Origin of the sequence: Mycolicibacterium wolinskyi (assembly GCF_002101965.1) — a bacterium.
In the GTDB taxonomy this organism is placed as follows: Bacteria; Actinomycetota; Actinomycetes; order Mycobacteriales; family Mycobacteriaceae; genus Mycobacterium; species Mycobacterium wolinskyi.
Genome location: NZ_LQQA01000032.1, coordinates 42,583 through 64,917, shown reverse-complemented (window position 1 = coordinate 64,917; position 22,335 = coordinate 42,583). Strand labels below are relative to the sequence as shown.

Below are 22,335 nucleotides of genomic sequence, written 5' to 3'. Positions count from 1 at the left end.
AAATAACATGCCTGCCGCCGAACACAGGCAATGCCTAAGTGGCCTCGCCCGCGGGGACCGGCCCGGTCGCGCGGCGGATCGAGATGTCGCCGGAACCGGTGCGGGCGTGCACGACCACAGTGTCGTCGCCGTCGGCCGGGCCATCCGCCGTCTCCAGCGCGTTGGTGACCGAACCGGACTTGGACGCCAGTTCCAGGCGCGCTGCGGTGCCCTCCGGGATCCCGACCTCGACCTCGCCGCTTGCAGTCTGCGCGTTGAGCCCACCGTTGACCGCCGCGGTGACCGCCACCGATCCGGATGCGGTCTGCGCCTTCATATTTCCGCGCAACAGCCCGACCGTGATGCCACCGCTGGCGGCCTGGAATTTCACGTCGCCTTCGATGCGGCCGATCGCGGCCTCTCCCGACGCCGTCGAGATCGAAGCATTGCCGACCACATCGTCGACCGTGACATCACCGGAAGCACTGTCGGCCTTGACATTTCCGATGACGGTGCCGATCCGCACATGTCCGCTCGCCGAGGCGAACCGGCACTCGGAGTAGGCGCCGTCGGCCTCGACGTCCGCCGACGCCGACGACGCCTTGAGCCGGGACTTCGCAGGTAGCTCGATGTCGACGTGTACGGCCCCGCCACGGCCGAGCGAAAGGACCTTGCGACCGGCCGACACCTTGAGCGTGCCGTTGTGAAACTCGACGCGGGCCTGCTCGGCCACCCGGACGTCCGACGCGCGGTTGGGATCGCGGGGGCGCACCTCGACGACCGTGTCATCGCGGTCCGACGCAACCAGGCGCACTGCGCCCGCGACCACCTCGACGACGGCGGTGATCGGTTGTGGTGTCTGATATGTCGTCATGCAACTCTCCTTCGGGTGAGGTTCAGCGGACCCAGCCGCTGAAGGTCTTGTCGGTGGAATGGGGCGGCTGGAGCGGGCCACGCAGCGCACTGCCGACCGCACGCACCAGCCACGCGTTCACCGAGACACCGTCGCGGCGGGCCGCCGCATCGACGTTGGTCCGCAGACTCTCGGGCAACCGCAATGTCACGCGCCAGGTGCCACCACCGTCGTCGTCCATTTCGGGCGCCCTCAATGTGGTCGCCTCCGGCGGAGCGTTTTCGACCGTGAACTCGGGGTCACGACCCCGCAGTCGCACCTCGACCGAGCCGGGTGCCAGTTCGCGCGTGATCTGCTCGGCGGCCTCCGACAGGGCCTCGAGCAGTGCCAGCCGCAGGGCCGACTCCAGCGGTGCGGTCAGGCGTTGCGCGAGCGCCTCGGCGTCGGCGCCGCCGGCGGCCGCGGCGACGGCAAGTTCATGCCGGACGGCTTCGACATAGGGTTGCAAATCCATGACGTCATGGTGACATCATTTTGATGTCATATCAAGGATGTAGTGATGTCAACGACGCACCGCAGCGATGATTGTTTCCGCGAACCGCGCGATGGACTCCCGAAACCGAGCGGGTGTCCCGTCGGACTGGCCGACCCACGGCGCACACATCACGGCCGTGATGCCGAGGTCCTCGGCCCGCTTGTACAGGTCCGGCGACGGCGGGTCCAGCAGTGCCAGCAGGATTTCGAACGGCTCGTTTTCTCGCCCGTACTCCCGGCGCAGCGTCGTGAGCCGTTCGGCGTACCGGGTGGCCCGATCGAGCGGGTAGGCGTAGCCGACCCAGCCGTCGCACAACCGGGCCGCGCGTCGCAGCGCGGCTTCGGATTCACCACCGCACAGGATGGGCACCGGCGCAGCCGGGTGAGGTTCGATCATCATCTCTGGCACCTGGTAGTACTGCCCCGTATAGGAGACCCAGCCACCGCGCCACAGCTCGCGAAGCGCCGGAATCATCTCGTCGAGCCGCTTGCCGCGCGTGTCGAAATCCTGGCCCATCAGCTCGAACTCCTCGCGCATCCAACCGACTCCGACCCCGAGTGACACGCGTCCGTTCGACACCACCGCGGCCGTTGCGACCTGTTTGGCGACTTCCAGCAGCGGGCGGGCCGGCGCGACGTACACGGCATTGGAGAACCGCAGTCGCTCCGTCACCGCGGCCATGGCGCCGATCAACACCCACGAATCCGGCCACGCGGTCTCCGGCGCCCAGCCCGGCTTGCCGGTGTCCGAATCCGGATACGGCGAGGACAGCTCACGCGGGTAGATCATGTGATCGGAGCACACGATCCCGTCGAAGCCGGCCTCGTCGAGCAGCGGCGCCACCACGAGCGCATCCCTGGTGTCCATGAACGCCGTACCGCTCCAGAACTGCATCTATCGCCCTTCCTCGGTTAAACTGCCGCGATCGGGCAGCATGGGAGTCATGCCCACGCTGTTGTGGTTCCGGCGGGATCTGCGGTGCCATGATCACCCCGCCCTGCTGGACGCCGCGCAACACGACGGCGACGTGCTCGGCTGTTACGTACTGGATCCGCGGCTCACCGCGTCGTCGGGTGCCCGCCGCCTGCAGTATCTCCACGCCGCCTTGCACGAGCTCAGCGACAGCCTGGGCGGACGCCTGCTGGTGACCCGCGGCAGGCCCGAGAAACGGATACCGGCGCTGGCGCACGCCATCGGCGCGGCTTCTGTCCATGTGTCGCAAGACTTTTCGCCGTTCGGCCGCCGCCGCGACGACGCCGTGCGCGCAGCGCTGGGAGACGTGCCGCTGTGCGCGACCGGATCGCCCTACCTGGTGTCGCCCGGCCGGATCACCAAGCCGGACGGCACGCCCTATCAGGTCTTCACACCGTTCTTCCATGCCTGGCGTCGGCACGGGTGGCGTCCGCCCGCGAAGTCCGGACCCGACTCGGCTCGCTGGATGGACCCCGCCGCGGTGCCGCACGGAACGGAAATACCCAGGGCAACAGGAGTTTTGGAGGTGGCACCGGGCGAGAGCGCGGCCCGTGCGCAATGGGTCGCGTTCGTCCGCGACGATCTGGCCGGCTACGCCACCGACCGCAACCGGCCCGATCTCGACGCCACGAGCCGGATGTCGGCACACCTGAAATTCGGTGCGATCCACCCGCGGACCATGGCGGCCGACCTGGACGGCCGCCGCACCGGTGCCGACGCGTATCTGCGCGAGCTCGCGTTCCGCGATTTCTACGCCGCGGTTCTGCACCACTGGCCCGACAGCGCGTGGTGGAACTGGAACCGCGACTTCGACGCCATCGAAACCGATGACGGCGACGACGCGAAGGAGGCGTTCGAGGCCTGGAAGGCGGGCATGACCGGGTTCCCGATCGTCGACGCGGGCATGCGTCAGCTCGCGCAGACAGGATTCATGCACAACCGCGTTCGGATGATCGTGGCGTCGTTTCTCGTCAAGGATCTGCACCTGCCCTGGCAGTGGGGCGCCCGCTGGTTCCTCGACCAACTCATCGACGGCGACATGGCCAACAACCAGCACGGCTGGCAGTGGGCGGCCGGTTGCGGCACGGACGCCGCGCCCTACTTCCGGGTGTTCAACCCGACGCTGCAGGGCGCGAAGTTCGATCCCGACGGCGCCTACATCCGGCGTTGGGTTCCCGAGCTCGCGCACGTCGACGACGTGCACAAACTGGACGGTTCGCGACCCGCGCAATACCCGCAGCCGATCGTCGACCACAGCCAGGAACGGCTCGAGGCGCTGCGGCGCTACCGTGCGCTGAGCCGAGACCGGACCGGCCCGGTGTGACGATGCGCCCGGACGGGCGGCATACGACACAGTGTCGTATGTCAGAATGTGGGCAGACAGCCAGCCTGAAACCGAGGAGCAATCCGTGGCCAGCACCGAAGTGGATCGAACCAACGGCGTTGACGTCGAGGACGTGCCATCCGCGGAGTGGGGCTGGTCCAAGGAGAACATCAAGGTCATCCACATCGGCGGCCTGCTTTCTGCGGCCTTCCTGCTGATCATGATGCACGGCAACCATGTCGGCCATGTCGAGGACTGGTTCCTCATCGGCTTCGCCGCGATCATCGTGTTCGCGGTCGCGCGGGACTGGTGGCTGCGCCGCCGCGGCTGGATCCGGTAACCGCTCTCACCTAGAGCCGCGCCGGGGTGTCGAACGCCGCATCGGCTGAGCGCATCGGCCGGATGAGCCCTTCTTGGGCGAATGAGGCCAACAGGTCACCGTCCTCAGTGTGAACCTGTCCGCGCACAAAGGACATCCCCGCACCTGCCTGGGTGCTCTCGTGGCCGTAGAGCAACCACGCGTCCCACTGCACGGGCTCGTGGAAACTGATGAACGTCGACATCAACGCCGTCGACACCGTCACATGCGCCTGCGCGGTCCCGATGCCACGATGCGGACGCATCGTCGTGGAGATCCCGAGCTGGCCGGTGAAATACGCCAGCAACGCCTTCGCGAGGTCGTCGCGATCCGGAATCGGGTCGTAGTGCAGCCAGGCGTACAGCTCAGGTGGCCCGACCTCGTCGGGGCTGTTGACATCGACGACGTCGACGAGGCGGAGATCGTGGCCGGCCATCGCCTGCGTGGCGGGGCGGGCGTCGTCCGGCGTGTCGACATCAGGGCGTAAGGCCTGGTGTGAGATCACGTCCGGCGACGGCACATCGGCCAGCACGGTGACGGTCGCGCAGCGCTTGGAGTCCTGGCTGACCCCGACGACGGCCGTGGCGGTCGAACGTCCTTCGTGGACGACGTCGACGAACAGCTCGACCGTGGATGCGACCGCGATCGGCCGCGCGAAGACCGCATGCGCCGAGCGAATGACCTTGTCGGGAAACCGCTTTGCCGCGGCGACGATCGCCTGACCGAGAGCTTGTGCGCCCTTGGCCACATGCCTGCCGTCGGTCCCGATCGCACCCGTCGTGCCGATGAAACGATCAGGTCCGCTCGGGGCGACATCGAACACCTCGAGCAGCCCGGCGACCGACGCCACCGCTCTCATCAGTATGGAACCAGGTCGGTGTCCATCACGCGGGATGCATGGCCGCAGCGGAAGATCGTCTCCACCGGATCGACCGGCTCAGCCGCACGTCCCGCCGCGGTGAGGGCATGCGCCTTGAACGCGCGGGCGGCCGCACTCAGCCGGTACTGCGCACGGTGCACCTGCCCGCCGAGTTGCCCGGGACCGCCGGCGCCCCAGAACGCGAGCGTACTGGCGCCGGCCCGAAGCGCGGTGAGCCCACGCAGCCGGACATCGTCGTCGGCATCGAAGCGATCGGTCGCGATCAGCGTCATCGCCACATGTTCGGGGCCGCCGGCCATCGACTGCCACAGACCTTTCACCTCAACGGTTTTCACACCGAGGATGCGCAGCGCGGCGTCCTCGCCCGGCTCGGTCAGCGCGACGCGGACGTTCCAGCCTGCCATCGCCCGGTCAAACAGCCAGCCGCCGACGCTGGACACCAGGTCGCCCACGCCGGATCCGGCGACGTTCAGTTCGTACTGCAATACGCGGGGGCTCCCGTGCACCTGCCTGCGTCCGAACGCGACAGGGCTGGGCTCGGAGGTGGAGGTCTGTGGCGACATATGCATCCAATCCGGTTCAGTGGGCCGTGTTTTCGAAGTCCCCGCGCGGGCCGTCCATCGAGGCGACGAATACGGCACTTCCGGCACCGTCATTCCGCCGCGTTCCCCGGATATGGCCCGCCTCACACAACAGCGTGACATTTGCGAGAGAATCTGTAAAGCTCCTATTCCTACCGAGTGTCATAGGCAGAAGTGCCCGCGCCGGGACTGGCTGTCAAAGTGGAGGTATCGCAATGAGTCTCGTCGCGGGACGCGGGCCGTTCAGTACACAACCGGCCGGTTGGTCCGTACCTCCGGTGTCCGGACCGGTGGTGTATATCGAGCCACACCCGCGGCGCGTCCAGGCCGTTGCCGGCGACGTCGTCAAGCTCGACACCGAACATGCACTCCTGGTGCACCGCGCGGGCCATCCGTTGAGCTACGCGTTCCCGCGCGGGGAGGTCGGCGACCTGCCGAACGAGCCGGTCGCCGAGGCTCCCGGCTACGTATCGGTGCCGTGGGACGCGGTCGAAGTGTGGGTCGAGGAGGGGCGCAAGCTCGTGCACTATCCCCCGAACCCCTACCACCGCATCGACTGCCGACCGACCAGGCGAGGCCTGCGGGTGAGCGCGGCCGGTGCCGTCCTCGTCGACACCGACGACACGATCATCCTGTTCGAGACCGCCCTGGAACCTCGGCTGTACGTCAATCCGGCGCTCGTTCGCACGGACCTGCTACACCGAACCGACACCACGACGTACTGCAACTACAAGGGCACCGCGACGTATTGGTCGGCGGTCGTCGGGGACACCGTGATCAGCGATGTGGCCTGGAGCTACGCGGACCCGCCGTCCGAGGCGCTGCCGATCAGGGGATATTTGAGCTTCGACGCGGCACGCGTGGACGTGCTCGCCGAGCTACCGGCGCCAGGGGCCACTCCGGCGTGCGGCTGTGACCGCTGAGGTACGGACAATCAGAAAGGCGAACGCATTGGGCATCGTGACCACCAGCTCGGAGACGGCATTCACTCAATCCGCGGAAACTGTCTACGATTTCGTCACCAACCCGGCGAACTGGACGAAGACCTATCCCGGCAGCGCGCACATCGGCGATCTCCCCCAGCGACTGCCACTGCAGGTCGGTGACACCTGGACCGAAGCGGGACCGGACGGCGCCCAGATCTACACCTGGCATCTCGCGATCGCGATGCGGCCGCGGATGTGGGTGTTCAACTCCGTGGGAAGACTCGGCCACGACCGCGACGGCAACGGCGGCATGGAGGGCCGAATCACGGTGCAGTATCAGTTCACTCGGCCGGGCGCGGACATCACGCTGTTCAGCCGGACCATGACCATCGAGGCCTACAAGGACTCCCCGCTACCGGATGCGCTGTTCCGGGTGGTGAATCCGGCCCACATCGACAAGTACCACGCGGCCGTGGCACGGGAACTGGCCGCGGGCTGACGGTTTCGCCGATCAGGTGATCAGGGGGTTCTCGAAATCCTCCGACAGCGCGGCGGCCAGTTCGAGGATCCGCCGCTGGAACTTGGGCCGCAGCAGGTCGAGGTGGATGTCGGTGCCCGCGGCGATGTGCTTGTCGTACGGCAAGACGAACACCCGTCCCGGCGCCACGTGCTTCTGGAACTGATGGACGAGATCGCCGATATCGACGTTGGGCTTGCCGGGCGCCACGTGGTTGACCACGACGCACGACCGGCTCAGCAGGTCCTGATGGCCGTTCTGCCGCATCCAGTCCATCGTCACCGCGGCTTGGCGCGCACCGTCGATCGAGGCGCTGGCCACGATCACCCCGCCGCACACCGTCTCGAGCACACCGCGCGCCGCGGGCTGGAACATGTCCGCCGCGCAGTCGGCGAGCACGAGGTTGTAGTGCCGCGACACGATCCCGGTGGAGGCGATCCAGTCGGCGTCGTCGAACGCGCGGGTCGCGCTGCTGTACTCGGCGCTGGAGAGCACTTCGAGCTTCGACTCGTTCATGCTCGTGAAAGCACGGACGTCGTTGTAGCGCGAGAGGTCCTTGGCGGAAAGCAGATCCGACACCGTGGCCGGAGACTGCCGTCCGACGCGGTCACCGAGGTTGCCGCTGGCCGGATCGGCGTCGATGGCCAAGATCCGGTCGCCGCGCACCTTGCTCAACGTCGATCCGAGCGCGACCGTCACGGCGGTCTTCCCCACGCCGCCCTTCAAGCCGAAAACGCCGATCTGATAGGACTCGCGCGCGTTGCGGCGGATGCGCGCGTACAACTCGAGTTCGTACAGCTCGTCGGGTGACAGGCCGAGGTTGATGCGGGTGGTGCGGTACAGCACGCGCCGCCAGCCGCGGCGCGAATGCATCTTGACCGCGGACTTCACGCCGACGTGGGCGAGGTTGTCGATCGCGCGGTGCTCGCCGAGTGCGGCGTTACCCGGCGCCTGGCGGTTCCACAGCCCAGCATCCGGAGCCTGCCCGTTCCCCTGGTGCCAGGTCGTCGGGGCGACCGGCTGCAGTTTGACGGTGACTTCGGCCTCGGACGGCGGCCGAGCCGAACCCGGGAACGTCGAGGTCAGTACGGCCGGTGGGGTCGCCGCCGGCTGAGGTGTCCTGGTATCGGTCCTCACGTCACTGTGCCGCGCTCCGCCCAGGAAGAGACCGTGCTCGCCATAGTCAGCCGGGTCCTTGGCATGCTTGGGGTCTCTGGAGTACGTGAGCCGGTCGTTGTCGGCCGACATAGATACCTCTCAATCGCTGACCTGCTCCTGACGGACCAACGGATATCTGTCAGGTGTCCCCGTCACACCTGGACTTCAGTCATCGTCGCACTGGCTCGACCGATTGTCCCTGCGAAGTTCTCGTGAAGTGGACATGGCATTATCGCCCATCGCGCCGGGGCTGTGCGCCGCCGAGGCACCCAGCTAACGTATACGTCAATACAGCGCACGCCTCAATGCCGAGGCTTGCAGGGCGAACAGCTGCTGGCTCAGTTCCCAATCCGGCAGCAGCGAATCGAATCCGTGGCAGGTCCCGGGAAAGACGTGCAGTTCGGTCGGCACGCCCGCCGCGAGCAGCCGTCGCGCGTAGTCGAGTGCCTCATCGCGCAGCGGATCCAGTTCGGCGCACGTGATGCAGGCCGGTGCGAGACCGGCGAGGTCCGCGGCGAGGGCGGGCACCGCCGCGGGCACGGGCTCCCGACGACCGAGATAGTGATCCCACATCAGGACGGTCGCCGGTCCGTCCATACCGGGTGTGTCGCCGAACTCGTGCTTCGAGGCGGTCGGCCGGTTGTCGAGGACGGGCTGATGCAGCAGCTGGTAGACGATCGGCGGAACGGACCCGGCAGCGGCCTGCTGTGAAAGCGCCGCGGCCAGCGCCCCGCCCGCGCTGCTGCCTGCCACGGCGATTCGGCCCGCGTCGATGTCGAGTTCGCCGGCGAGCGCAACCACCCAGTTGAGCACCATGGCCGCGTCGTCGAGCGCAGCGGGATACGGATGCTCCGGCGCCAACCGGTAGTCCATCGAGATCACCGTGCAGCGGGCGCGTCTGGCCAGCTCCACACATTGGATCTGGTCGATGTCGAGATTGCCGAGCACGAACGCACCGGAGTGGCAGTAGACGACGGCCGGCGATGGCGACGGGCCGCCCCGGTAGACGCGCACCGGGACACTGCGACGCCCCAGCGTCACGCGGCCGCCGGCGATGTCGACGCCGGGAGTGTCCAGAGCTTGTGCGCCGTCGCGGCGCCGCTGGTCGATCGACGTCCGCACGACACCAAGTGCGTTGGCCGACAGGTCGGTACGAGCGTCGGCGAAGCCACGCAGTGCCGGGTCGAGCCGATCCAGCCACGCCTTGCGCTCAGCCGTCATCGGCCGTGGCCACGGTAGGCGCGAGCCGCACCGGCTGCTGGGCCGCGGGCTCGAATTGGTAGTCGGCGGCGCGGAATCGGCGCGTCATCGTCCAGAACGCTCGGGCGCTGCGCGGCCACTGAGTGACCACTCGCCCGTTCGGCGCCCGGAAGTAGCTGCTGCACCTGGTGAGCCACACCGTGCCCTGCATCCATTCGTCAATGTCGGCCAGGTACCGCGCGGTCGTGTCGGCTCGCACCGCCACGTATCGCTTTCGCCTGCGCCGCAGGTACTTCAGCGCGCGAACGACGTATCGGGCCTGCGCTTCGAGGATGAAGATGACGCTGTTGGAGCCGACGTTCGTGTTCGGCCCGTAGAGCATGAAGAAGTTCGGGAAGCCTGGCACGGCCATGCCGAGGTAGGCGTACGCACCGTCGCGCCAGGTGTCGCGCAGCGTCACACCGGCCTCCCCCACCACTTCGATCTGGCCGAGGTAGTCGGCCGCGGCATAGCCGGTCGCGCACACCACGACGTCGACGTCGAGTTCCTGGCCGTCCTCGGTCACCAGGGTCCGGGCCCGCAGCGCGCTCGCCGGGCTGGACACCACCTCCACGTTCGGCCGGGTCAGGGTAGGGATGAAGTCCGACGAGAACACGAGCCGTTTGCAGCCCAGTGGATGGTCCGGCGTGAGTTTCTCCCGCAACGCCTCGTCGGCGACGGCTGATTCGAGCATTTTGAGGGCGATGCCGCGGAACTCGTGGGTCTTGTCGCTGCCGTTCTCGATCACCGAGATGTTGGCCTCGCTGCGCAGCCACAGCCGCGTGCGGTAGATCTTCTTCGCGAACGGCACGTGCGCGAACAGCCAGCGTTCCCGATCGGTGTACGGGCGATCGGGTTTCGGCAGGATCCAGGTCGGCGATCGCTGCACCGAGTAGACCTTCTCGGCGACCTTCGCCAGTTCGGGCACCACCTGCGACGCGGTCGAGCCGGTCCCGAGTACTGCGACCCGCCGCCCCTCGATCTCCACGGAGTGGTCCCAGCGTGCCGAGTGCATCACCGTGCCGGTGAAGGGTTCTTCCTCAACGAGATTCGGCAGGACGGGCCGGGTGAACAGCCCGACCGCCGACACCACGACATCGAACCGGTGCTCATCGCCCGACGCGGTGGTGAGCCGCCAGGTATTGTCGTCCGGTTCCCAGCGTGCGCTCACCACCTCGGTGCGCAGTGCGAGGTGCGGCGCCAACTCGTAGCGCTGTGCGCAACGCTCGAAGTACTCGAGGATCTCCGGCTGCCCCGACCACAGCCGTGACCACTCGGCGTTCAGATCGAACGAATACGAGTACAGATGCGATTTCACATCGCATGCCAGCCCGGGATAGGTGTTGATCCGCCAGGTTCCGCCAACCCCGTCCTCGCGGTCGAAAATCGTGAAGTCGCCAAAACCGGCCTTCTTCAAGAAGATTCCCAGTGCCAGTCCGCCCGGCCCGGCGCCGATGATCCCCACCGAGAGTGAATTGGCCATCCTCATCCGATCTGCAGACATTGGCCGCCGTCGACCACGAGCTCGGACCCGGTGATGAACGACGCGTGTTCGGACACCAGGAACGCGACGGCGTCGGCGATCTCGGCCGGTTTACCCAGCCGCCCGGCCACTGATCGCTCCGCCAGCCTGGTTTGCGTGGTCTCGTCGAGCATCGGCGTCTCGACGGGGCCCGGAAACACCGCGTTGACCCGGATGCCGTCCGGGCCGAGTTCTGCCGCGGCCACCTGGGTGAGCCCGCGCAGCGCCCACTTCGACGAGCCGTAGGCCACGTGACCGGGGAACGGCCGGATGGCTCCGGTGCTGCACGTGTTGACGACGGCAGCGTTCTCGGCGCGGCGGAGGTGTTCGAGCGCGGCGCGAATCCCGAGAAACGGGCCGAGACAGTTGATCCGCCAACTGCCCTCGAATCCTTGCGGTGTCTCGTCGGGTATCGACGCCCGGTGCAGCACGCCGGCATTGTTGACTAGCGTGCTCAGCGCACCGAACCGTTGCACTGTGGCCTCGACAGCTCGCTGCCACTGCTCGGCGGATGCGACGTCGAGACCGATCGCCGCGACCTTGTCGCCGAAACCCGCTGTTGCCGTGCTCAGCTCGTCGACGAGGACATCGGTGGCCGCCACCTGAAAGCCATCGGCGACCAGCCGGCTCACGATCGCGGCGCCTTGTCCGCGGGCCGCACCCGTGACCAGGGCCACGCGGTCGGTTTCGGTCACTGATATCCCCCTTGCGCTGATTCGTCGTGCGTGTGCCCGGCCGCCTCGTCGAGGTGCTCGGCCGCGCCGCGGCGCAGCGCCTGCGATTCCGAGGCCAGCGTGACCATCTGAAAACCCAGATCCGCCATGGCTCTTCCGAGCCTCCCGCTACCGGCATGGATTCCGCTCACGATTCCGGCGGCCGCGGCCGCGCTGCGGATCGTGACCATTGCAGCGCGGACGTCGGGATGGGTCCAGGCATCGGCGACCCGGTGGCCCAGCGAGATCGCCAGATCGGCCGGGCCGACGTAGACGCCGGACAGTCCGGGTACCGCGCAGATCCGGTCGACCTCCGAAACGCCTTGCGCGGTTTCGATCATCGCAAATACGCTCGCCCTGCTCTCCAGCGCCGCGGTGTCGTGCCCGAGGCTCGCGCGCAGGGGCCCGAAGCTGCGGACCCCGTCGGGTGCGTAGCGGGTCGCGGCGACGGCGGCGGCAGCCTGCTCGGGCGTTTCCACCATCGCGATGATCACCGCGTCCGCCCCCGCATCCAGTACCCGCCCGATGGGTGCCGGGTCCGGCGACGGGAGGCGCACCGCGGTGGCGATCGGAACGTGTTCGAGGCGCCGCAGCAGCAATGCGACGTCCGCATCGTCGAGATAGCCGTGCTGCACGTCGAATCCGACGTAGTGATAACCGGCCTTGGCGAACTCCTCGGGTCCGATGATCGTGGGGCCGACGACCCAGCCGCCCCAGATCGTCGCGTTCGCCGCGAGCGCATCCTGCAGTCTGCTGACGCTCATGCGGTGATCGCGATCTTGACGCGGCCCGGGACCGGGCGGCATGCCAGCTCGAACGCCGACTGCACCTCGTCGATGCCGAAGGTGTGGGTGACATAGTTCGGCAGCAGGTCGGGATGCTGCCTGGCGAATTCGTCGGCGCGCGCCAGCACCCGGCGCCGGTCCAGTGTCACACCGGATTTCAGGGTGAGGTTGTTGCGCAGCATGGTTCGCATACTGATCGGGTAGCTGTCGTCGTCGGGAACGCCGAAGTAGAACACCGTGCCGCCGAACGCCGCGGCGGTCAGGGCATGGTTGAGCGTCGCGACCTGGTGGCCGACGGCTTCGATCACGACGTTCGGCCGGTCGGCGCCATCGAGGTGGCCGACCCAACGATCGCTCGTCGCGCGGACCACGGTGTCGACCCCGAATCGCGCGGCGATCGCCGACCGGTCCACCGGATCCACCCCGGTGACGCGTCTCGCACCGAAAGCCTTTGCCGCATAACTGAACAGCAGGCCGATCGACCCCTGACCGATCACCGCGACATGACGGCCGGTGAGGTCGCCCAGCTGCTCCATCGCGTAGAGCACGCACGCCAGGGGTTGCAGCGCCACCGCCAGTTGTGGCGTGAGCGCCGGATCGTAGGACGCCAGGCCGCTTCCGTCGGCGACTACGTGTTCCATCAGGCCGTCGAAACCCGAGGCCCAGCCCACCACCCGGTCACCCTTGCGGTGGTCGGGGTGGCGGCTCGCGAGCACCTCGCCGACGATCTCGTGAATCGGGAATCCGTTCATCTCGGCAGCACTGCGACCGGTGTCCCCTGGCAATTTTCCTTGCGTACCACGGAAACCGGGCAGATCACTGCCGCACACCCCGGCCGCCAGGAACTGCAGGAGCACCTGTCCGTCGCTCAGCGATTCCGGCGCGGGCTTGTCGGCCTCGGTGCGCTCGAACGTGTACGGCGCGACGAGCCGATAGCACCACATCTCACACCTCCACGGGGATGTTGTTCCAGCCCCACTGGAAGCTCGACGGCGGACGCGATGCCGCCTGCTCGTCGATGTGGTAATCCCGCACGCGTTTCAGCCACTCCTGGATCATGATCGTGATCTCGAGCCGGGCCACGTGCACGCCGAGGCAGAAGTGCTGGCCACGGCCGAACGACAAGAGCCGCTCGATCGGCCGGTTCCAGATGAACGCGTCGGGGTTGTCGTACTCCCGCTCGTCGCGGGCCGCCGAAGCCAGCAGCGTGATGACACGTTGCCCCGGTTTGAGGGTCGTGTCGTGAATAGTGTAGGGCCGCCGCACCGTTCGAGCGAACCACTGCGCCGGGGCACTGTGCCGGATGATCTCCTCGCGGGCGATCGGCACGTTCCCGGCGAGGTCGGCGCGGACCGCCGCCAATTGGTCGGGGTGCCTGCGCAGCTGCCACAGTCCGGTCGCGGTGATCTTCGGCACCGTTTCGGTTCCGCCGATGAACACGCCGAGCATCTGGACGGCGGCCTCCATGTCGCCGAGGGCAGAGCCGTCGGGCAGCCGGAAGTCGATCAGGCTGTCAGCGATCGGCACGCTGCCGTCGGGCCCTTCGGCGCGCCGTCTTTCGACGATCGGCGTGAGGTAGGACAGGTATCCGGGCCTGGCGTTGCCGACCTCGACGCCCTCCCCTGGCTGGGCAAGACTCCCGGCGTTCACGGTGGCCAGCACCTCCGGAGCGAGTTCAGCTGGCAGACCGACGAATTCGCACACCATCGCGGCCGCCACGATTCCGGCGTAGTCCTGGGTGAGGTCGAAGCGCCCGCGTGGCAGCAGCTCGTCGAGGCGCTCGTTGGCCAGGGTGCGGATCCGGTCCGCGAGCTTCGGCACCGCCCGTGGCCGGAACTGCGCCGAGGTGCAGCGCCGGACGTTCTCGTAGATGGGCGAATCAAAGTTGGCGTGGAAAGGCATGGAGTGCAACGGCGGATCGGGCACCGGCCCGTCGTTGTGGTGGCTCAGAACGGTGGCGGCCGGCAACGTTCCCTCGGACGCGACGAAGGTCCCGTCGGTGATGCCGAGTACCTCCCAGATGTCGTCGAATCGCGACAGCGCATAGGTGTCCCACTTGTCGATGTAGTACACCGGGTGCTCGTCACGCAGGATCCGGTAGTACGGCAGCGGATCGGCCATCACGTCGGGGTCGAACGGATCATACGTGAAGCCCTGGAGCACAGGTCGATTCATCACGCGCCTACTTCAACGGAGACGGCGGCAGGGCCGCCAGGATCGAATCCTCCCAGCCGTCCCGCAGGGCCGGGGCGACACTCATCCATGTCACGATCTCGGCGGGCGGGCTGTCCTTCCAGGACGGGTAGTGGTTTTCGAAGCAATCCCAGTCGCCGTCCAGCGCCCAGTAGTGGATGACCTCGTTGAACCGGAACGTGGTGATGAACGAGCCGAGCCAACGCTTGCCGGTCCGTTCCGACCACGGCACGTACAGCCGTTCCAGTTCGCGGATGTAGTCGTCCTGCCTGCCGGGTTTGGTCTGCATGATCTCCTGGATCACCAGGCCCGCGCCGAACCCCTCCTGCCGCAGCTCGGCCAGTGTCCTGTTGTACTTGCCCGCGTACATGATCCGGCCCTCGCCACGGGCACCGATCTCCGACAGATACGTCGCCCATTGCGTCGCCGGCTTCTCGTGGCTGCCACCGGCGGCCTGCGCCTTGCCGATCCGGGCATAGTCGGCGAACGCGTCGATCTCCCAGATGATCGTCACCTGCGGCCAGTGTCCGTTGTAGGGCGTCGTCTCCCAGATCGCGAACAACCGGGCCCCGAGGTCTTCCATCATAGGCTGGTAGACGTCGCTGAAAGCCTGTGTGAACTGGTCCGCGCGGCCCACCCCCAGGTCGATCGTCTCGTGCAGATATAGCAGCGTGTGGCCGTAGAACTTCTTCATCACGCCGCTCCGGTGGTTGACAGTGACACCTCGTGAGCGTGACACTTGAGGCGTGTTTTGTAAAGGTGCGCTGTCATGACGGTCGGAGCCGAACTCGTGTCGACAACCGAACTCGCCAACGGGTTCTGTTTCGGCGAGGGCCCACGCTGGTTCGAGGGCCTGTTGTGGTTCTCCGACATGCTGGGTGAAGCCGTGCACACCGTGACGCTGTCCGGTTCCATGACGACTCTGCCGTTACCCGGACATTCGCCGTCCGGCTTGGGTTTTCGACCCGACGGCACGCTGCTGATCGTGTCGACGCAGCGTCGCCAGATCTTGCGCTACGACGGCGACACCGTCGAACTGCTCGCCGATCTCAGCGACCTGGTCCCAGCGGCGCTCGGCGACATGGTGATCGACGATCATGGCCGGGCGTACGTCGGTTCACAGGCCCGCAGCGGCGGGGTGATCGTGCGGATCGACCCGGATGACACCGTCCACGTCGTCGCCGAGCACCTCGACTTCCCCAACGGCATGGCGATCACGCCCGACGGCTCCACCCTGATCGTCGCGGAGTCGACCGCACGGCGGTTGACCGCGTTCGCCATCGACGCGGACGGCGGTTTGACCGAGCGCCGCGTGTTCGCCGATGGTCTCGACGGTCCGCCCGACGGCATCGCCGTCGACGCCGATGGCGGCGTCTGGACGGCGCTGACCTTGGCACACCGGTTCCAGCGCATCGTCGACGGTGGAACCGTCACCGATCGCGTCGACGCTCACGGCCGCACCGCGATCGCATGCGCGCTCGGTGGCCCGGAAGGCCGAATGCTGTTCATGGTCACGACCACCGACGCCTACCCGGAACGGCTGGTCGGCACGAAGTTGTCGCGGGTCGACGCCGCGATGGTCGACGTACCCGCACCGGGCGACCACTCGAGTTCCGGCGATCACCACCACTGACATGTCGGATTCCTATTACGAGCTGATCGACGACGCCGATCCGCGTGGCCAGCGATTCCGGGCCACGGACATGGTGCGCGGCACGTGGTCGGCGGCCATCCAACACGCCGCACCGGTGTCGGCGCTCCTCGTCCGCGCTCTGGAAACCTGCGCGCTACGCGCGGACACCCGACTGTCCCGCGTCGCGATCGATCTCCTGGGCGGTGTGCCGTCAGAGGGCGACCTGTGGGTTCGCGCCACGGTGGAACGTCCCGGAAAGCAGATCGAGTTGCTGACCGCCGAGATGCTGGCCCCGGGTCCCGACGGCACACCGCGGCCGGTCGCGCGGGCAAGCGGGTGGCGCATGCGCACACTCGACACCGCTGCGCTGCAGCACGCTGCCGCGCCGCCCCTACCCCCGCTGCACGAAGCCCGCAGCCGCGACATGGCCAAGAACTGGGAACCCAACTACGTGCACAGCCTGGACTGGCGGTGGCTGACCGTACCGCAGGCGCCCGGCCCGGGTGAGTCGTGGCTCAAGCCGACCGTCGATCTGGTCAAGGGCGAGGCCATGACGCCGTTGCAGCGGTTGTTCGCCGTCGCCGACGACGCGAACGGCATCGGCTCGAAGATCGACATCCGCAAGTGGACGTTCCTCAACACCGACCTGGTGGTGCACATCCACCGGATCCCCGACGGCGAGTGGATCGGCATCCGCGCCGACACCAACTACGGACCGGACGGTATCGGCACCACCGTGGGAACACTGTTCGATCAGGCGGGTGCGGTGGGCGCCATCCAGCAGTCGGTCCTGGTGCGCCCCCGCTGATCTACTCCCGCGAGCAGACGCGAAGGTGCCCTCTTTCAAGGGTTTTCGGGTACCTACGTGTCTGTTCGCGCACGGAAGACGGGGCTACCGCACGTGGGCGGGCACGCGTTTGACGCCGTGGACGAAGCTGCTGTAGAGCATTTCCGGCTCGCCGAACTCGATGGTCTTCAGCCGGGTCAGCAACTCGCGGAACAGGTTTCGCAACTCGCTCTTGGCAAGTTGGTTGCCAAGGCAGAAATGTGGCCCGCCGCCGCCGAATCCGATCTGCGGATTGGGCGACCGGCTCAGATCGAAGCGCTGCGGATTCTCGAAGACCGTCTCGTCGCGATTGGCCGAGCAGTAGAACAGGCCGACCTTGTCCCCCGCGCTGATCTTCTGCCCGGCCAGTTCGACATCTTGCGTCGCGAACCGCGCGAACTGGATCACCGGCGTCGCCCACCGGACGAACTCCTCGGTCGCCAAGCCGATCCGGCCGTCGAAATCCGCCATGAGCCAATCCCGTTGGTCCGGATTGGCGGCGAGCGCCATCATCGCGTGCGTCGTGGTCTGCTTGGTGGTGTCGTTGCCCGCGGATGCGAGCAGGATGAGAAAGGCCCCGATCTCCTCGTCGGTGAGCCGGTGGCCGTCGACTTCGGCGTTGACGATGCTGGTCATCAGGTCGTCACCGGGATTGGCCCGGCGGAATTTGGCCAACTCCACACCGGTGTTGGCGATCAGCATGATCTCGTTGATCGTGTCCATGGCGCGTTCTTCGATGCTCGAGTACTCGTCGTCGCTCATGCTGAACAACTTCTCGGCGGCCTTCGCGAGCGCGGGCTGATCGGCGGCGGGAACCCCGAGCATCTCCGAGATGGTCAGCATCGGCAGCCGCGCCGAACAGGCTTCCACGAAGTCGATGTCGCCTGCACCGATCAGGTCGTCGACCACCGCGACGGCGTTGGCGTGGATCTGTTCCTCGATGCGGCGGACGTTGCGCGGGGTGAACGCCGAACTGATCAGGCGGCGGTACGTGGTGTGCTCGGGCGGATCCATCATCAAGAAGAACGTCGCGAACTTCTGCACCTCGGCGGGCATCGGGTCGAGTGCAACGCCCTGAGCCGACGTGAAGATCTCCGGATGCTGGCTGGCGAACTGGATGTCGGCACGGCGGGTGAGCGCCCAGAAACCCGGCTCCTCGACGTCGAACAGCGTCGACAGCGGCTGATGCCAGCTCAGACCTTCGCCGGCCCGCAACTGCGCGAACGTCTCGTCGCGCTTGGCGAACGGCTGGCTCCAGAAGTCGTGCGACGTGATGTCGAATGGGCTGTATTCGCGTGCCTGCGGCGAGCTGGCAACTGTCACGTGGATTCCCTCCTGCGGGGCGTGCGACTACGGCGGCACGCCAGATTTAGCGTGACAGTTCTCTATTCTTTTGTAAAGCTGTGAGGATGCCTGACGTGTCGTCCGCCGATGACGAGAACACCACGCGCGAGCGCATCCTGGTCGCGACCGCCGAGGTGCTCGGCAGCAACGGGATGACGAAACTCAGCCTGTCCGAGGTGGCTTCGCAGGCCGGGGTGTCGCGGCCGACCCTCTACCGTTGGTTCGCCTCCAAACAGGATCTGCTCGACGCGTTCGTCGTATGGGAACGCTCGTACTTCGAGCAGGCGGTGGCGAAAGCCTCGGCAGGCCTGCCCGCCGCCGAACGTCTCGACGCAGCGCTGCGCATCACCGCCGAGTATCAGCGGTCCTATCCCGGGCTGCGCATGGTCGACATCGAACCGGAGCAAGTGATCAGACGGCTGGCGCAGATCATCCCCCTCATGCGCGAGCGGCTGGAGCGGTTGTCGTCGGGACCGGATGCTTCGTTGGCCGCTGCCACCGCGGTACGCGTGGCGATATCGCACTACCTGGTCCGCGGCGATGACGACGAGGACTTCCTGGCCCAGCTGCGACATGCCGCCCGGGTGAGGAACCGAAGCTACCCTCGGGAAGGGTGAACGAACCCCGAACCGACATCACCGAGCTCAGCCTGGAGCAACGGGCCGCCCTGGGCAGCGGTGCGAGCTTCTGGACCACCAAGGCGATCGGCGAGATCCCCGCGATTGTGCTCACCGACGGACCGCACGGCGTACGTCGGCAATCCGGCAATGCGACAGATCATTTGGGTATCGGCGGCAGCAAGCCGGCCACGTGTTTTCCGCCCGCGGCCGGGCTCGGCCAGACCTGGGACCCCGAACTGGTGGAACGCATCGGCACGGCGCTCGGCGACGAGTGCCTGTCGCTGGACGTGCATGTGTTGCTCGGCCCGGGCGTCAACATCAAACGTGACCCGCGGTGTGGCCGGAACTTCGAGTACTACTCGGAGGATCCGCTGCTGTCCGGTGTGCTCGGGGCGGCCTGGGTGCGCGGGGTGCAGAGCCGAGGCGTCGGCGCCTCGGTGAAACATTTCGCGGCCAACAACGCCGAGCACGACCGGATGCGGGCGAGCTCCGACGTCGATGACCGGACCTCGCGCGAGATCTATCTGCGGGCCTTCGAACACGTGGTGCGCGAGGCGCAGCCGTGGACGGTGATGTGCTCGTACAACCGCATCAACGGCGTCTATGCCGCCGAGAACGCGTGGCTGCTCACGAAAGTGCTGCGCGACGAGTGGGGGTTCGACGGCGTCGTCGTCAGCGACTGGGGCGCGGTGCGCGACCGGGTCGCGGCGGTCGCCGCGGGACTGGATCTGGAGATGCCGTCGACCGGCGGTGTCACCGACGCCGATGTGGTGGCCGCGGCGACCGCGGGCACGCTCGACGATGCCGCGGTGACGCGCGCCGCCGAGCGGGTCGCGCGCCTGGCCGTCCGCGCAAGCGAAAACGCGGTGACCACTGGATCATTCGACGGTGACGCGCACCATCACCTGGCCCGCGAGGCGGCCCGGCGGGCCGTCGTGTTACTAAAGAACGACGGCGATCTGCTCCCGTTGGCACCGTCGACGCTGGCTGTCATCGGCACCTTCGCGCAGCACCCCCGGTATCAGGGTGGGGGCAGTTCGCACGTGAACCCGACCCGGGTGGACGTCCCCCTGGACGAGATACGCGCGCTCGCAGGCGATTACGGTGTCACCTATACCGCCGACGCGTCTGCGGCCGCCGCGGCCGCGGCAGCCGCAGACACCGCGGTCGTGTTCCTCGGGTTGACCGCCGAGGAGGAATCCGAGGGATACGACCGCGAGCACATCGACCTGCCTGCCGATCAGATCGAGTTGCTCCGCGCCGTCGTCGAGGTGCAGCCGCGCACCGTCGTGGTGCTCGCGCACGGCGGCGTCGTACGTCTGGGCCCCGTCGCCGAGCTGGCTCCGGCGATCCTCGACGGCGCGCTGCTCGGCCAGGCCGGTGGCGGCGCGATCGCCGACGTGCTGTTCGGCGTGGTCAACCCGTCGGGGCGGCTTGCCGAGACGGTGCCGCTACGCCTGGAGGACACCCCGGCGTATCTGAACTTCCCGTCCGAGAACGGCCACACCGTGTACGGCGAGCGGATCTTCGTCGGTTACCGCTGGTTCGACGCCCGCGACCTGGAGGTGACCTATCCGTTCGGCCACGGCCTGTCCTACACCCGGTTCGACTACTCGGATCTGGAGGTGTCCGACGACCTGACGGTGCTGTTGCGCGTGACGAACACCGGCTCGCGGGCGGGCCGGGAAGTGGTTCAGGTCTATGCCTCGTTGCCGGGATCCCGGGTGAGCAGGCCACCCCGTTGGCTGGTCGGTTTCACCGGCGTCACGTTATCGCCCGGCGAACAGCGTTCCGTCGAAATCCCGGTCAGCAGAACAGCTCTCACGTATTGGGACGTCAACACCGAGGGCTGGGTTCTCGAAGGCGGTGACTACACCGTGTCGGTGGGCGCCTCGAGCCGGGATCTGCGCCTGCACGCCACCACGACACTGCCCGGCGACGAGATCCGCGTGCCGTTCACCCCCGAATCGACCCTCGGCGAGATCCTGGCCGACCCGGTCGCGGCGCCGATCGCCCTCGAAGCCTTGAGCGAAGCCGCCCCGGCGGGCACCGACACGACGGCCCTTGGCACCGATCTATTGCGAATGCTGGCCTCGATCCCGATCGAGCGGATGATCGGGTTCTCCGGCGGCCGGGTCACGCGCGATCGACTCGACGAGCTGCTGACCGCCATCAACTCCCGCCGCCCTTGACACCGCGCAGCTCGGCGAGGATCTCGTCGGTGTGCTCGCCGAGCGCCGGAGCGGCGCGGCGCGGCTCGGCGGGTGTCGCGGAGAAATCGGCCGGGGTCGCCACCATCGGCATGCTCGAATCCGCGTCGGGCACATACACGATGCCTCCGGCCGCGTGGAACTGTTCGTCTGCCACGACGTCGTCGAGGCTGTTGACGGGTGACCAGAAGAAGTCGGGCTCGGCATCGAACAGCTCGGCCCACTGCGCGAGTGAACGTGTGGCGAACAGCTCGTCCAGCTCGGCGATCAGTTCGCGGGAGTTGGCGAATCGGTCACGCGCCGTGGCGAATCGCGCATCGGTGAGCCACTCGGTGCGCCCGACCACCCGGCACAGCGCGGGCCAGTGCCGGTCGCCTTGCAGGCCGACGATCCAGAACCGCTTGCCGTCCCCGGCGGCGTAGTTGTTCATGCACGGGTTGGCCATCGTCTCGCGCCGGCCGATCGCGATCTGCTGACCGGTCATCAACAACGTGTTCAGATCGAAGCTCACGGTGTAGGCACCCTGACGGTAGAGCGATGTGCTCACCAATTGCCCGGTACCGGTGCGGGTTCGGGCCAGCAAGGCAGCGCAGACCGCGGCGGCCAACGTCATTCCGGCGGCGTGGTCCCCCATGCCGCCGCGTTGGAACGGCGGCGTGTCATCGGGCCGGGTCAGCAGGTCGGCCAGTCCGGCGCGGGCCCAGAATGCCGCGACGTCGTAGGCGGCGCGGTCGGCGTCGGGTCCGGACAGGCCGTATCCGGTGATCAACCCGTAGACCAGACGCGGGTTGCGCGCGGCGACCGTCGCGAAGTCCAGGCCGAGCCGGCTCAGCGCGGCGGGCCGCACGTTGGTCAGGAAAACGTCTGCACCACTGAGCAATTCGGCCATGGTGGCGCGGCCCTCGGCGGTGGTCAGGTCGACGACGATGCTGCGCTTGGCGCGGTTGTCCATCTCGAAGGGCGGATTGACGTCAGTGTCCAGGCCGAGCATGCGGCCGAAGGTCCGCGCAGGATCACCGGCCGGCGGTTCGACTTTGATGACGTCGGCGCCCCAGTCGGCGAGTATTCCGCCGGCCGCGGGGGCAGCCACCCAGACGCCGAGTTCGACGACCCGGAACCCCTCCATCGGACCTGCCATCGACGCCCTTTCCCATTCACATTTACAAT

General features: G+C 67.5%; 23 protein-coding genes. 8 read left to right on the top strand and 15 right to left on the bottom strand.

Annotated elements, in window-relative coordinates:
- Positions 1-34 precede the first annotated feature (34 nt).
- From AWC31_RS29440 to AWC31_RS29430, 3 genes are read right to left on the bottom strand one after another with little or no spacing between them, the layout of a single operon-like run.
- Positions 35-853: a DUF4097 family beta strand repeat-containing protein gene (locus AWC31_RS29440; protein ID WP_085147983.1), complete on the bottom strand. Its 819-nt coding sequence runs from the start codon at positions 851-853 to the stop codon at positions 35-37.
- Between the two features lie 22 nt (positions 854-875).
- Entirely contained in the window at positions 876-1,346 is a 471-nt protein-coding gene (locus AWC31_RS29435; RefSeq protein WP_085147980.1) for a histidine kinase, read from the bottom strand.
- A gap of 48 nt (positions 1,347-1,394) precedes the next feature.
- The gene (locus AWC31_RS29430; protein ID WP_085147977.1) at positions 1,395-2,261 is read right to left on the bottom strand and encodes a TIGR03619 family F420-dependent LLM class oxidoreductase; all 867 of its coding nucleotides are present in this window, start codon (positions 2,259-2,261) and stop codon (positions 1,395-1,397) included.
- A gap of 49 nt (positions 2,262-2,310) precedes the next feature.
- Between AWC31_RS29430 and AWC31_RS29425 the strand changes: the two genes are divergently transcribed.
- Positions 2,311-3,663, top strand: coding sequence for a cryptochrome/photolyase family protein (locus AWC31_RS29425; RefSeq protein WP_085148328.1), 1,353 nt, complete (start codon positions 2,311-2,313; stop codon positions 3,661-3,663).
- Between the two features lie 85 nt (positions 3,664-3,748).
- Positions 3,749-4,003, top strand: a complete 255-nt coding sequence (locus AWC31_RS29420) for a DUF2631 domain-containing protein (protein ID WP_067852596.1) — start codon at positions 3,749-3,751, stop codon at positions 4,001-4,003.
- Between the two features lie 10 nt (positions 4,004-4,013).
- Here AWC31_RS29420 and AWC31_RS29415 read toward each other — a convergent pair whose 3' ends face one another.
- On the bottom strand, positions 4,014-4,880 hold the full coding sequence (locus AWC31_RS29415) for an acyl-CoA thioesterase (RefSeq protein ID WP_085147974.1): 867 nt from the start codon (positions 4,878-4,880) through the stop codon (positions 4,014-4,016).
- Positions 4,880-5,464, bottom strand: a complete 585-nt coding sequence (locus AWC31_RS29410) for a hypothetical protein (protein ID WP_085147971.1) — start codon at positions 5,462-5,464, stop codon at positions 4,880-4,882. Before AWC31_RS29410 ends, AWC31_RS29415 begins: the two co-directional genes overlap by 1 nt.
- Positions 5,465-5,697: 233 nt before the next feature.
- Here AWC31_RS29410 and AWC31_RS29405 point away from each other — a divergent pair, with 233 nt between their 5' ends.
- Both AWC31_RS29405 and AWC31_RS29400 read left to right on the top strand, forming a co-directional pair.
- Positions 5,698-6,405 (top strand): DUF427 domain-containing protein, encoded by a 708-nt coding sequence (locus AWC31_RS29405; RefSeq protein WP_085147968.1) that lies wholly within the window; start codon positions 5,698-5,700, stop codon positions 6,403-6,405.
- 28 nt (positions 6,406-6,433) lie between these two features.
- Positions 6,434-6,907 (top strand): polyketide cyclase, encoded by a 474-nt coding sequence (locus tag AWC31_RS29400; RefSeq protein ID WP_085148323.1) that lies wholly within the window; start codon positions 6,434-6,436, stop codon positions 6,905-6,907.
- Between the two features lie 12 nt (positions 6,908-6,919).
- On the opposite strand, the gene AWC31_RS29395 is transcribed toward AWC31_RS29400, so the two are convergent.
- The 8 genes from AWC31_RS29395 to AWC31_RS29360 all read right to left on the bottom strand — a co-directional run bounded on the left by AWC31_RS29395 (position 6,920) and on the right by AWC31_RS29360 (position 15,229).
- Positions 6,920-8,173: a MinD/ParA family ATP-binding protein gene (locus AWC31_RS29395; protein WP_085147965.1), complete on the bottom strand. Its 1,254-nt coding sequence runs from the start codon at positions 8,171-8,173 to the stop codon at positions 6,920-6,922.
- 195 nt (positions 8,174-8,368) lie between these two features.
- The gene (locus AWC31_RS29390; RefSeq protein WP_085147962.1) at positions 8,369-9,304 is read right to left on the bottom strand and encodes an alpha/beta hydrolase; all 936 of its coding nucleotides are present in this window, start codon (positions 9,302-9,304) and stop codon (positions 8,369-8,371) included.
- Positions 9,294-10,826 carry a flavin-containing monooxygenase gene (locus AWC31_RS29385; protein ID WP_085147959.1) on the bottom strand — a complete coding sequence of 511 codons (1,533 nt, stop codon included), beginning with the start codon at positions 10,824-10,826 and terminating at the stop codon, positions 9,294-9,296. Before AWC31_RS29385 ends, AWC31_RS29390 begins: the two co-directional genes overlap by 11 nt.
- Positions 10,808-11,539, bottom strand: a complete 732-nt coding sequence (locus AWC31_RS29380; protein ID WP_085147956.1) for an SDR family NAD(P)-dependent oxidoreductase — start codon at positions 11,537-11,539, stop codon at positions 10,808-10,810. Before AWC31_RS29380 ends, AWC31_RS29385 begins: the two co-directional genes overlap by 19 nt.
- The gene (locus AWC31_RS29375) at positions 11,536-12,321 is read right to left on the bottom strand and encodes an HpcH/HpaI aldolase family protein (protein WP_085148318.1); all 786 of its coding nucleotides are present in this window, start codon (positions 12,319-12,321) and stop codon (positions 11,536-11,538) included. The genes AWC31_RS29380 and AWC31_RS29375 overlap by 4 nt, the downstream gene beginning before the upstream one ends.
- On the bottom strand, positions 12,318-13,286 hold the full coding sequence (locus AWC31_RS29370; protein WP_085147953.1) for a zinc-binding dehydrogenase: 969 nt from the start codon (positions 13,284-13,286) through the stop codon (positions 12,318-12,320). Before AWC31_RS29370 ends, AWC31_RS29375 begins: the two co-directional genes overlap by 4 nt.
- Position 13,287: 1 nt before the next feature.
- A complete protein-coding gene (locus tag AWC31_RS29365; RefSeq protein ID WP_085147949.1) occupies positions 13,288-14,517 on the bottom strand; it encodes a cytochrome P450 in 1,230 nt (409 codons plus the stop codon).
- A 7-nt stretch (positions 14,518-14,524) separates the two neighbouring features.
- Positions 14,525-15,229, bottom strand: a complete 705-nt coding sequence (locus AWC31_RS29360; RefSeq protein ID WP_067852349.1) for an NIPSNAP family protein — start codon at positions 15,227-15,229, stop codon at positions 14,525-14,527.
- A gap of 75 nt (positions 15,230-15,304) precedes the next feature.
- Between AWC31_RS29360 and AWC31_RS29355 the strand changes: the two genes are divergently transcribed.
- Together AWC31_RS29355 and AWC31_RS29350 are read left to right on the top strand one after the other, a co-directional pair.
- Positions 15,305-16,168, top strand: coding sequence for an SMP-30/gluconolactonase/LRE family protein (locus AWC31_RS29355; RefSeq protein ID WP_085147946.1), 864 nt, complete (start codon positions 15,305-15,307; stop codon positions 16,166-16,168).
- Position 16,169: 1 nt separating this feature from the next.
- On the top strand, positions 16,170-16,976 hold the full coding sequence (locus AWC31_RS29350) for a thioesterase family protein (protein ID WP_085147943.1): 807 nt from the start codon (positions 16,170-16,172) through the stop codon (positions 16,974-16,976).
- An 84-nt stretch (positions 16,977-17,060) separates the two neighbouring features.
- Here the strand turns inward: AWC31_RS29350 and AWC31_RS29345 are convergent, their stop codons facing one another.
- Complete coding sequence (locus AWC31_RS29345) at positions 17,061-18,317, bottom strand: cytochrome P450 (protein WP_085147940.1); 1,257 nt, start codon at positions 18,315-18,317, stop codon at positions 17,061-17,063.
- An 86-nt stretch (positions 18,318-18,403) separates the two neighbouring features.
- Between AWC31_RS29345 and AWC31_RS29340 the strand changes: the two genes are divergently transcribed.
- Together AWC31_RS29340 and AWC31_RS29335 are read left to right on the top strand one after the other, a co-directional pair.
- Entirely contained in the window at positions 18,404-18,955 is a 552-nt protein-coding gene (locus tag AWC31_RS29340) for a TetR/AcrR family transcriptional regulator (RefSeq protein ID WP_067852341.1), read from the top strand.
- Entirely contained in the window at positions 18,952-21,150 is a 2,199-nt protein-coding gene (locus tag AWC31_RS29335) for a glycoside hydrolase family 3 C-terminal domain-containing protein (protein WP_234817036.1), read from the top strand. The genes AWC31_RS29340 and AWC31_RS29335 overlap by 4 nt, the downstream gene beginning before the upstream one ends.
- On the opposite strand, the gene AWC31_RS29330 is transcribed toward AWC31_RS29335, so the two are convergent.
- Positions 21,131-22,306 carry a CaiB/BaiF CoA transferase family protein gene (locus AWC31_RS29330; protein ID WP_085147937.1) on the bottom strand — a complete coding sequence of 392 codons (1,176 nt, stop codon included), beginning with the start codon at positions 22,304-22,306 and terminating at the stop codon, positions 21,131-21,133. The two genes, AWC31_RS29335 and AWC31_RS29330, sit on opposite strands and share 20 nt — an antisense overlap.
- Positions 22,307-22,335: the final 29 nt, after the last annotated feature.

Bases quoted from the DNA above. Each gene is read 5' to 3' on its own strand.
- AWC31_RS29440 (WP_085147983.1), bottom strand. From the start codon at position 853: ATGACGACATATCAGACACCACAACCGATCACCGCCGTCGTCGAGGTG.
- AWC31_RS29435 (WP_085147980.1), bottom strand. From the start codon at position 1,346: ATGGATTTGCAACCCTATGTCGAAGCCGTCCGGCATGAACTTGCCGTC.
- AWC31_RS29430 (WP_085147977.1), bottom strand. From the start codon at position 2,261: ATGCAGTTCTGGAGCGGTACGGCGTTCATGGACACCAGGGATGCGCTC.
- AWC31_RS29425 (WP_085148328.1), top strand. From the start codon at position 2,311: ATGCCCACGCTGTTGTGGTTCCGGCGGGATCTGCGGTGCCATGATCAC.
- AWC31_RS29415 (WP_085147974.1), bottom strand. From the start codon at position 4,880: ATGAGAGCGGTGGCGTCGGTCGCCGGGCTGCTCGAGGTGTTCGATGTC.
- AWC31_RS29410 (WP_085147971.1), bottom strand. From the start codon at position 5,464: ATGTCGCCACAGACCTCCACCTCCGAGCCCAGCCCTGTCGCGTTCGGA.
- AWC31_RS29405 (WP_085147968.1), top strand. From the start codon at position 5,698: ATGAGTCTCGTCGCGGGACGCGGGCCGTTCAGTACACAACCGGCCGGT.
- AWC31_RS29395 (WP_085147965.1), bottom strand. From the start codon at position 8,173: ATGTCGGCCGACAACGACCGGCTCACGTACTCCAGAGACCCCAAGCAT.
- AWC31_RS29390 (WP_085147962.1), bottom strand. From the start codon at position 9,304: ATGACGGCTGAGCGCAAGGCGTGGCTGGATCGGCTCGACCCGGCACTG.
- AWC31_RS29385 (WP_085147959.1), bottom strand. From the start codon at position 10,826: ATGTCTGCAGATCGGATGAGGATGGCCAATTCACTCTCGGTGGGGATC.
- AWC31_RS29375 (WP_085148318.1), bottom strand. From the start codon at position 12,321: ATGAGCGTCAGCAGACTGCAGGATGCGCTCGCGGCGAACGCGACGATC.
- AWC31_RS29370 (WP_085147953.1), bottom strand. From the start codon at position 13,286: ATGTGGTGCTATCGGCTCGTCGCGCCGTACACGTTCGAGCGCACCGAG.
- AWC31_RS29365 (WP_085147949.1), bottom strand. From the start codon at position 14,517: ATGAATCGACCTGTGCTCCAGGGCTTCACGTATGATCCGTTCGACCCC.
- AWC31_RS29360 (WP_067852349.1), bottom strand. From the start codon at position 15,229: ATGAAGAAGTTCTACGGCCACACGCTGCTATATCTGCACGAGACGATC.
- AWC31_RS29355 (WP_085147946.1), top strand. From the start codon at position 15,305: ATGACGGTCGGAGCCGAACTCGTGTCGACAACCGAACTCGCCAACGGG.
- AWC31_RS29350 (WP_085147943.1), top strand. From the start codon at position 16,170: ATGTCGGATTCCTATTACGAGCTGATCGACGACGCCGATCCGCGTGGC.
- AWC31_RS29340 (WP_067852341.1), top strand. From the start codon at position 18,404: ATGCCTGACGTGTCGTCCGCCGATGACGAGAACACCACGCGCGAGCGC.
- AWC31_RS29330 (WP_085147937.1), bottom strand. From the start codon at position 22,306: ATGGCAGGTCCGATGGAGGGGTTCCGGGTCGTCGAACTCGGCGTCTGG.